Genomic DNA, 8,819 nt, shown 5'->3' with positions numbered 1-8,819 from the left:
CGCAGGCAGTACGGTTGCGGTTAATTGTACCGCAGCATCGCCTACCTTGGCTGTTATACTTGCAGGGGTAACTGTTACCGATTGTACTGGTACAACTTGTGGCTGTTGTGGCTGTTGCGGCTGTTGGGTTACAACTACTTTAAGAACAGCCGTTTTGCCATTGGCTGAACTTGCTATAAGCTGGGTAGTTCCCGAACGCACTCCCACCACGCTGCCGTCTTCTATCTTGGCTACGGCTTCGTTATCCGATGCCCAGCTAATAGTTTTATCACTTGCATTATCGGGGGTTACGGTTGCCGTAGGCAGCTCACCGCGCTCGCCTACTTTTAAGCTTAGTTCGGTAAACGAAAGCGCTACCATCTGTACCGGTATTTCAAAAATAGCTTGAATGGTCTCGTCTTGGGTAATGTTGGAAAGGCTATACGTATTGCCTGTTCCTACTAGCTGCCCGTTGTGGTACCAGCCCTTAAAGTTGGTATTAGGTAGGTTAGGCACTTGGAAGGTGGTGCTACCGCCGCTCTGTACTCTTTGCTGTTGTGAGCGTGCCAAAATAGCCCCTTTGGTATCTACTATTTGTAGGGTAACGGTATGTTTGGGTATTTGTGTAAATACCGCCTTAATAGTGCGGTGCTGCGCCTCCATAGTAAAAGTAAGCGGATTGGAAGAACCTATATGCTGACCGTTTTCTTCCCAGTGTGAAAATTGCCAGCCTTGATCCGCTTGTGCCGTAAGCGCTACAGCTTCACCTGCTGTAAACTCATTTTTAGCTACTGATACAGTACCTTGTCCTTCTTGTAAGAGATTCATTTTGTAGGTTCGAGCATCTTCAATACTAAAGTACTGTACACTATAAGCTCCACCCATCAAAACTCCATCTTTGTAAAAACGATTTGAAGTACCATCACTGAATTCTACTTCAAATTCAGCTTTCCCACTCACACCTTTTGCCTTTGCAAAGTCTAAAAGTTCTTGTAGCGTCCTCGCTTGCGTACCTTCATAGATATCTACATAACTTGAGCCAACCTTCACTCGCCACCACGCCCCTGCCATTTTAGGATCAGCAGAAATGCGTTTTGAGAGATCGTTAGCATTGCTAATGATAATAGATTGTGAGGTAAGTGCTTGTCCTTGATACATCAACTCTCCATAGTAGTTTACATCACCTGCAAAGTCACAAGTATAAGAAACACCATTTTCTGTATAGGTAAACTTAAATGCTGTAAGACCAGGCTCTTTTACCTTAATTTTTCTCCCCTCAATAACAATATTTGTATTGTTTCTTATAATACTTAAATTCTGATATGATTCAGGGAAAGTAATAGCAAATTCCACCCCATTTTTAGCTAAGATTCGAGTTTTCTGCAAATCTTCATTATCATAAGGTCGTACATTTATGGCACAATCTGTAATAGAAACTGCTTCTCCTTCTGTTCTTACTGTCTTTTTATAAGTAGTCTGTGCAGAAGAGAACCATACAGCACTAAGTACCATAAAAGTGGTTAAAAGTAGTTTTTTAATATTGGCATTCATATTATTTACAATTAAAGTTTAAGAGGTCTTACCTCACTAATTTCTTATACTTAATCCGTGTAGGAGTTACTTCTTTGCCAAGGCGTTTTTTCTTGTTCTCTTCGTATTCCGAAAAGCTGCCTTCAAAGAAATATACTTGTGAGTCGCCCTCGAAAGCTAAGATGTGGGTACAAATACGGTCTAAGAACCAGCGGTCGTGCGAGATTACTACCGCACAGCCAGCGAAGTTTTCTAAACCTTCTTCTAAGGCGCGGAGGGTATTCACGTCCAAATCGTTGGTAGGCTCGTCCAACAGCAATACGTTGCCTTCTTCTTTTAGGGTCATTGCAAGGTGCAAGCGGTTGCGTTCACCTCCCGAAAGGGTCGCTACTTTCTTGTTCTGCTCACTGCCACCAAAGTTAAATCTACTTAGGTAAGCGCGTGAGTTCACCTGCCTGCCGCCCATCATTATAAGGTCTTGCCCGCCCGAGAAGTTCTCCCAAATAGACTTTTCAGGGTCTATCTGCTTGTGACTTTGGTCTACGTAGGCTATTTTTACCGTTTCACCTACCAAAAAGTCGCCGCTATCGGGCTGCTCTTCTCCCATAATCATACGGAAAATGGTAGATTTACCTGCGCCGTTAGGCCCTATCACGCCCACAATGCCTGCCTGTGGCAGTACAAAGTTAAGGTCGTCATACAATAGCTTATCGCCAAAGGCTTTTGCTACGTGGCGTGCCTCTATCACATTAGTACCCAAGCGAGGCCCGTTGGGAATGTATATTTCAAGTTTTTCTTCTAATTGCTTTTGGTCTTCATTCAGCAGGCGGTCGTAGTTTTGCAAACGCGCTTTCTGTTTCGCTTGTCGCCCTTTAGCCCCTTGGCGTACCCATTCCAGCTCACGTTCTAATACCTTTTGGCGTTTGCTTTCGGTTTTCTGTTCTTGGGCAAGGCGTTTGGCTTTTTGGTCAAGCCAAGAAGAGTAGTTACCCTTCCAAGGGATACCCTCACCACGGTCAAGCTCCAATATCCAGCCCGCTACATTATCCAAAAAATAACGGTCGTGGGTTACGGCTATCACGGTGCCGGCGTACTGTTGTAGGTGCTGCTCTAACCACAATACCGATTCGGCATCGAGGTGGTTAGTAGGCTCGTCTAAAAGGAGTACATCGGGTTGTTGTAAGAGCAGGCGACACAAGGCTACACGGCGGCGTTCCCCTCCCGAAAGTACTTTAATAGGCGTATCAGGGTCGGGCGTGCGTAGAGCTTCCATAGCCACTTCCAGCTGGTTGTCTAACTCCCAAGCGTTCAAGGCGTCAATCTTGTCCTGTAACTCGGCTTGCTTATCCATCAGCTTCTGCATCTTATCAGGGTCGGAATAGTTCTCTTCTAAGCCGAAAAGGTCGTTAATATGGTTAAACTCATCAAGTAGTTTAACGGTTTCGGCTACGCCTTCGCGCACTACCTCAATAACGGTTTTCTCATCGTCAAGGTGCGGTTCTTGTTCTAAATAGCCTACGGTGTAGTTAGGAGCAAAAACCACTTCGCCTTGGTAGTTTTTATCAATACCGGCTATAATTTTTAGCAAAGAGGACTTACCAGAGCCGTTAAGCCCTAAAATACCAATTTTAGCCCCGTAGAAGAAGCTCAGGTAAATGTCTTTAAGCACTTGCTTGTTAGTAGATGAATAGGTTTTGCTCACCTTATTCATCGAGAAAATAATCTTTTTATCGTCTGCCATAATGTTAATTTGTCAATGGGTAGATTTTTGAGTAGGCGATTAATGAAAGGCACAAAGGTACTACATTTTTGCTAATTACCAAAATTAAAATGTATTTACCCTTGCTAAAGAGGCTTCGTATTCGGCTACCATCTCGTCAATCACCTCTTTAGCGGTCTGCACCTTGTCTATTAGTGCCGCTACCTGTCCTATCTCTAACTCTCCTTCAGCCATATCGCCCTCAAACATTCCTCGTTTGGTACGCCTATTGCCCACCAAGGCTTGTAGGTTAGCAACGGTAGCTTGCTGAGTGTTATAGAGGTCTTTTACTTGCTGATAAAAGCCATTTTTTAGCAAACGCACAGGGGCTAACTCTTTCAGGGTGAGCTCAGTATCGCCCTCGCCTGCTGCGACCACCTTTTCTTTAAAAGCAGGGTGTACGGACGCCTCGGCAGTAGCTACAAACCGACTCCCAACTTGTACGCCCTCAGCCCCTAAAGCCATAGCGGCCAACATCGCATTGCCGGTAGCTATTCCGCCAGCAGCAATTAGCGGAATGTCTAATACGCGCCTCACAGCAGGGATAAGCACCATAGTGGTGGTTTCCTCACGACCATTATGTCCGCCAGCCTCAAAACCTTCAGCAACCACAGCATCAACGCCAGCCGCTTGTGCTTTGAGGGCGAACTTACTACTGCTCACCACGTGCGCTACTTTTATACCCTCTTTTTGCAATAGCGAAGTATAGGTAGCCGGATTGCCCGCTGAGGTAAAAACAACCTTTACCCCCTCGCGCAAAATTACCTCTATTGCCTTGTCCATTTCGGGGTACATAATAGGAATATTTACCCCAAAAGGTTTATCAGTAGCCGCTTTGCATTTGCGTATATGCTCTGTAAGGGTTTCAGGGTGCATAGAGCCAGCCCCTAACAGACCCAATCCACCGGCATTACTGACAGCAGCCGCCAGCCGCCAACCGCTTGCCCATATCATACCCCCTTGAATAATAGGGTATTGAATACCAAAAAGTTCTGTAATACGTGTTTTCATTGTCTATAATTTAAGACTGCCATTTGCGTCAAACTCCCAAAAAGGGTTGTAAGCAACTTCAAATATATAGCCGTCAAAGTCTTTAAAGTAACCGCTATACCCTCCCCAAAATACTTTTTGAGCAGGTTTTATAATTGTTGCCCCTAATTCTTCAACCTTAGCTAATACACTATCTACTTCAGCTTCAGATGTAGCATTATAGCTAATAGTCATACCTGCAAAAGCACTTGGCTCATAGGGCAACCCAGTATCTGCTGAAAGTTCCTCTAACGGATAGAGCCCCAGCACAATACCTCCTAAGGGGAAAAGAGCATAATCATCCATACTTTTATCGGACTTTTGCCAACCTAACCCCTCATAAAAATTAAGAGCTTTCTGAAAGTTGCGAACGCCTAAAGTAATTAAGGTTAATTTCTGCCTCATATAAAATCGGCTTTAGTCTAGTTCAGCTCTCGAGAAAAGGTCGTTAATAAGAGCCTCATCTTCACAAGCCTCTTTAAACGAAACGACAAATTCCTTTAGAGCGTCAGCATTCCGTGAGTAAGCACAAAACATACTTCCCTCAGGGTCGAAGTTAATAACCTCTTTTAAAGCAGGCTTCCTTTCTTCGAGGAATACTAACGCTAATGAACCCCAATCATAGCCATTCCCTTCAAACCCTTCATCTCTTCGGCTTTCAAAAATCTCATCTTTCCAGCCCCCCACGTCTAAACATATCGAATAACTTTTGTTATCGTGGTCAACCCAACGAAAAGGAGCGATTTGTTCTTTAAATGATGTACTCATATTAGTGAATTTATTGATTTGTTTACTATTAACATTAGCTATTTTACTGCAATTCATAAATAAAGTAAGAACCTTTTATTGCAAATAAAACCAAAGCTAAAACGTGGCAAATATACTAATAATTACTCAATAAACAACCCTCTAAAACTGACAGCTATAACACAATTAACAAAAGTTTAACACTAACCATTTGGTTAATACAGATAGTTAATGTAATTTTGTCCCCGAAATCAAATAGCGATGAATAACACTAATAACATATCAGCCGAAGAGCGCATCAAAGCCGCAGCACGCAAAGTCTTCCATCAGAAGGGCTATGCAGCTACGCGCACTCGCGACATTGCCGAGGAAGCTGGCATCAACCACGCGATGCTCAATTACTATTTCCGTAGCAAAGAAAAGCTATTTCAGATAGTAATGACCGAAACAATGACGCAATTCTTCAGAGGCGTAGGGGTTATACTCAATGATGAAACTACTTCTTTAGACGAGAAAATAGAGCGCGTAGTGGCTAATTATATCGATTTGCTCTTAGAAGAGCCTGACCTACCGACCTTTATACTCAATGAGGTACGCCCTAATCCGCAATTCTTTGTAGAGCAAAGCCCTATAGGCGAAGCGCTTACTCACTCTGTGTTAGCCCGTCAGTATGCCGAGGCAGTAGCTCAAGGACGAATAACCGAACCTAACCTAATGCACGCTGTCCTCAACGTTATCGGATTGGTGATATTCCCTTTCGTTGCTAAGCCTATGCTAAGCGCAATTACTAACCTACCCGAAGAGCAATACAAAGCCTTAATGCTCCAGCGCAAAACCCTTATCCCACAATGGATTAAGGCGATATTGTCCCTTCCTAAAACGGGTGATTAGTGGGGCATATATTTTTTTATCTATACTCTAACCAAATGGTTAAACATATTGTATAATATAAACAACAGTTACATATGAAGTTCATAGCATCACTTCTGCTCTTTCCAATCATAGGTTTCGCACAACAAACGATAACCTTAAATGATTGTTACCAACTCTCTCGAGAGAATTACCCTACCATCCAAAAGCTCAATTTGCTCTCTAAGAGCGAAGCCTACACCCTTGCCAATGCCAACCGCGCCTACCTCCCGCAGGTCTCTATCTTGGGGCAAGCTACTTACCAGTCCGAGGTAACCGACCTTTCCAAGTCCGTTGCAGGCGTGCTCCCCTTGCCGCCCGACATCTCTTTGCCTACCATTGATAAGGAGCAATACAAGGTGGTAGGAGAGGTCAGCCAACTGCTCTATGGGGGTGGGGCAATTCGCAGCCAGAAAGCCATTGCTAAAGCCCAGACGGCAGTGCAAACCCAAGCGGTCGAAACGCAGTTGTATAACCTCAAACAGCGCGTTAGCAACCTCTATTTTGGGGCACTTCTTATCGAAGCACAGCTGTCGCAAAACCGCCTTAATATCGAAACGCTCGAGTCGCAACGCCAAAAAGCTGAAGTAGCCCTACAAAACGGCACGACCCTGCTGAGCAATGTAGCCGAGCTCAAAGCCGAAATCCTCCGTGTGAAAATGCAAACCGCTGAGTATGAGGCTGCCAAAGCCACCTACTTACAGATACTTTCTACCTTTATAGGCAAAGAAGTTACTGATGTATCTCAGCTGGTACAGCCTGCACCTGCGTTACCCTCTCAAAGCCTTGCTACCCCGATAGCTCGCCCTGAGCTCAAGGGATTTCAGCTACAAGAGTCGCTGCTCAAAGCGCAAGAAAAGCAACTCAATAGTGAATATATGCCCAAGTTAAGTGCGTTTTTCCAAGGCGGATATGGGCGTCCTACGCTCAATATACTCAATAACCAAGCGGACTTCTACTACATCACAGGCGTCCGTTTGCAGTGGAACCTAAGTCCTCTGTATAACTTGTCCAGCAAGAAGAATATACTCCGCCTAAGCCGCGAAAGTCTTTTGGCTGACCGCGATGCATTCTTGCGCAACACCCAACTCGACCTCACTCAGCAGTTCGAACAACTCAAAAAGCTACAAAAGCTGATAGAGCAAGACAAAGAGAATGTAACCCTGCGCCAAAGCATTGCCCAAGCCGCCCAAGTGCAGTTAGATAATGGTGTTATCACCACCCACGAATACCTGCAGAAGGTCAATGCCCAGCACCTCGCCCAGCAAACCCTATTGCTCCACCAGATACAACTTTTGCAAACACAAGAGAACCAGAAGCTAATAAACGGACAATCCTCCCCCAGCCCCTCCAAAGGAGGGGAGTTGTAGCGAGGCTAACAATAAAACAGAATAATAATAACCCATAAAAAAAATCCCCCATCGCCTTTACGGCTTGCCCCTCTTCTTTGAGAGATAGGTAACGAGTCCTTTACGGCTTGCCCCTCTCTCCTTGGGAGAGGGGGAACGGGGGTGAGGAACTAAAATGAAAAAAATAACTCTTATCACCGCTCTTGCAGCCCTTATGGCCTGCAACCACAAAAACGATTTCGATGCCTCAGGCAACTTTATAGCCGATGAAGTCATCGTTTCAGCCGAACAAAACGGACGTCTTATCGACTATATTGTCCAAGAGGGACAAACCATAAACGAGGGACAGAAAGTAGGGCAAATCAATGTGGAAGTCCTAAAACTACAGAAACAGCAGGTCGAAGCAACCATTGCTTCTCTCAAAGAAAAGACCCTAAACCCTGACGACCAAGCCGCTCTTATACGCAGCCAGTACGAAGTGCAAAAAGCACAGCTCGAGCAACAGCAACGCGAACTCGCTCGCGTACAGCAACTGGTCGCAGGAGGAGCCGCTACCCAAAAGCAGTTAGACGACCTCACAGCCGTAGTAGATCAATTGCGCAAGCAGCTATCCGTTACCGAAAACCAACTCAAGGTTAGTCTCACTAATATCAGCAGCCAGAACCGCAACGTGATGAGCCAAGAAGTCCCCTTGCAGAAGAATGCCGAAACCGTACAAGCACAGATTAGTCAAGGTGAGATTATCAACCCTATTACTGGCACAGTATTAGTCAATTACGCCCTAAAAGGCGAGATGCAGACCTTTGGAAAGCCTCTGTACAAAATCGCTAATACCGATACCCTCACCCTCAAGGCCTACATTACTGGCGACCAACTGCCGCAAATCAAGTTAGGACAAGCCGTTACCGTGCACACCGATGCGGCAGAGGGCGAGCAGCACACCTACAAAGGCGAAGTTACCTATATTGCCAGCAAGGCAGAATTCACTCCTAAAACTATACAGACCAAAGCCGAGAGAGCTAATTTAGTGTATGCTATCAAGATAAAAGTCAAAAATGATGGCTATCTTAAGATAGGAATGTACGGCGAAGTGCTATTTCAGTAATAGATATTTTTTCTACTTATTAGCTAATCGTTAGATGCTTATACTTTGGTGATTCTTCGCTCATCCTTCGGTGTTCTTCCGGTGTAAGTATATTCAATGTAAAGGGTAGGTATAGAAGAAAAAAAATCTAAAATAATGTAATAAAAACAAAGAATATGATAATTCGACGGTCGCGACCTCCGAATTATTATATGCTGATAATGAGATAGATATATTTCATACGATGCAAGTTAGCAACGTTACAGAATTTCCAGTAGAAGATTTTTTCAAGGTACCATTTACACATCATTCTATAATTCTCAGTGGGACAAAAGCTACATTAGAACGTTATTATTATATACATCGTACAGCAGAAGAGCATCTTACGGCAAGAAAACTACGTCAATTAATAAAAGAAAATGCCTATAAAAGT

8 protein-coding genes and 1 pseudogene are annotated in these 8,819 nt (G+C 44.3%); 4 read left to right on the top strand and 5 right to left on the bottom strand.

The genetic code is table 11. From position 1 onward, the window contains the following. From HMPREF9074_RS06060 to HMPREF9074_RS06040, 5 genes are all read right to left on the bottom strand, one after another. The coding region (locus tag HMPREF9074_RS06060) for an InlB B-repeat-containing protein (protein ID WP_034539991.1) at positions 1-1,530 on the bottom strand (1,530 nt) is incomplete at its 3' end. Between the two features lie 28 nt (positions 1,531-1,558). Further along, positions 1,559-3,250 carry an energy-dependent translational throttle protein EttA gene (ettA, locus tag HMPREF9074_RS06055; RefSeq protein WP_009393069.1) on the bottom strand — a complete coding sequence of 564 codons (1,692 nt, stop codon included), beginning with the start codon at positions 3,248-3,250 and terminating at the stop codon, positions 1,559-1,561. 84 nt (positions 3,251-3,334) lie between these two features. Further along, positions 3,335-4,279 carry an NAD(P)H-dependent flavin oxidoreductase gene (locus HMPREF9074_RS06050; protein WP_009393067.1) on the bottom strand — a complete coding sequence of 315 codons (945 nt, stop codon included), beginning with the start codon at positions 4,277-4,279 and terminating at the stop codon, positions 3,335-3,337. Positions 4,280-4,282: 3 nt separating this feature from the next. Next, on the bottom strand, positions 4,283-4,702 hold the full coding sequence (locus HMPREF9074_RS06045) for a VOC family protein (RefSeq protein ID WP_009393065.1): 420 nt from the start codon (positions 4,700-4,702) through the stop codon (positions 4,283-4,285). Between the two features lie 12 nt (positions 4,703-4,714). Then, positions 4,715-5,065 (bottom strand): immunity 51 family protein, encoded by a 351-nt coding sequence (locus HMPREF9074_RS06040; protein ID WP_034539999.1) that lies wholly within the window; start codon positions 5,063-5,065, stop codon positions 4,715-4,717. Between the two features lie 240 nt (positions 5,066-5,305). Here HMPREF9074_RS06040 and HMPREF9074_RS06035 point away from each other — a divergent pair, with 240 nt between their 5' ends. The 4 genes and pseudogenes from HMPREF9074_RS06035 to HMPREF9074_RS12365 form a co-directional block, all read left to right on the top strand. After that, complete coding sequence (locus HMPREF9074_RS06035; RefSeq protein WP_009393061.1) at positions 5,306-5,935, top strand: TetR/AcrR family transcriptional regulator; 630 nt, start codon at positions 5,306-5,308, stop codon at positions 5,933-5,935. A gap of 74 nt (positions 5,936-6,009) precedes the next feature. After that, positions 6,010-7,323 carry a TolC family protein gene (locus tag HMPREF9074_RS06030; protein ID WP_009393059.1) on the top strand — a complete coding sequence of 438 codons (1,314 nt, stop codon included), beginning with the start codon at positions 6,010-6,012 and terminating at the stop codon, positions 7,321-7,323. A 154-nt stretch (positions 7,324-7,477) separates the two neighbouring features. Next, positions 7,478-8,407, top strand: coding sequence for an HlyD family secretion protein (locus tag HMPREF9074_RS06025; protein WP_009393057.1), 930 nt, complete (start codon positions 7,478-7,480; stop codon positions 8,405-8,407). Positions 8,408-8,630: 223 nt separating this feature from the next. Beyond that, a pseudogene (locus tag HMPREF9074_RS12365) lies at positions 8,631-8,819 on the top strand (hypothetical protein); the annotation flags it as partial.

Source organism: Capnocytophaga sp. oral taxon 329 str. F0087, from assembly GCF_000213295.2.
Classification (GTDB): domain Bacteria; phylum Bacteroidota; class Bacteroidia; order Flavobacteriales; family Flavobacteriaceae; genus Capnocytophaga; species Capnocytophaga leadbetteri_A.
This window is presented reverse-complemented; position numbering and strand designations above follow the sequence as displayed.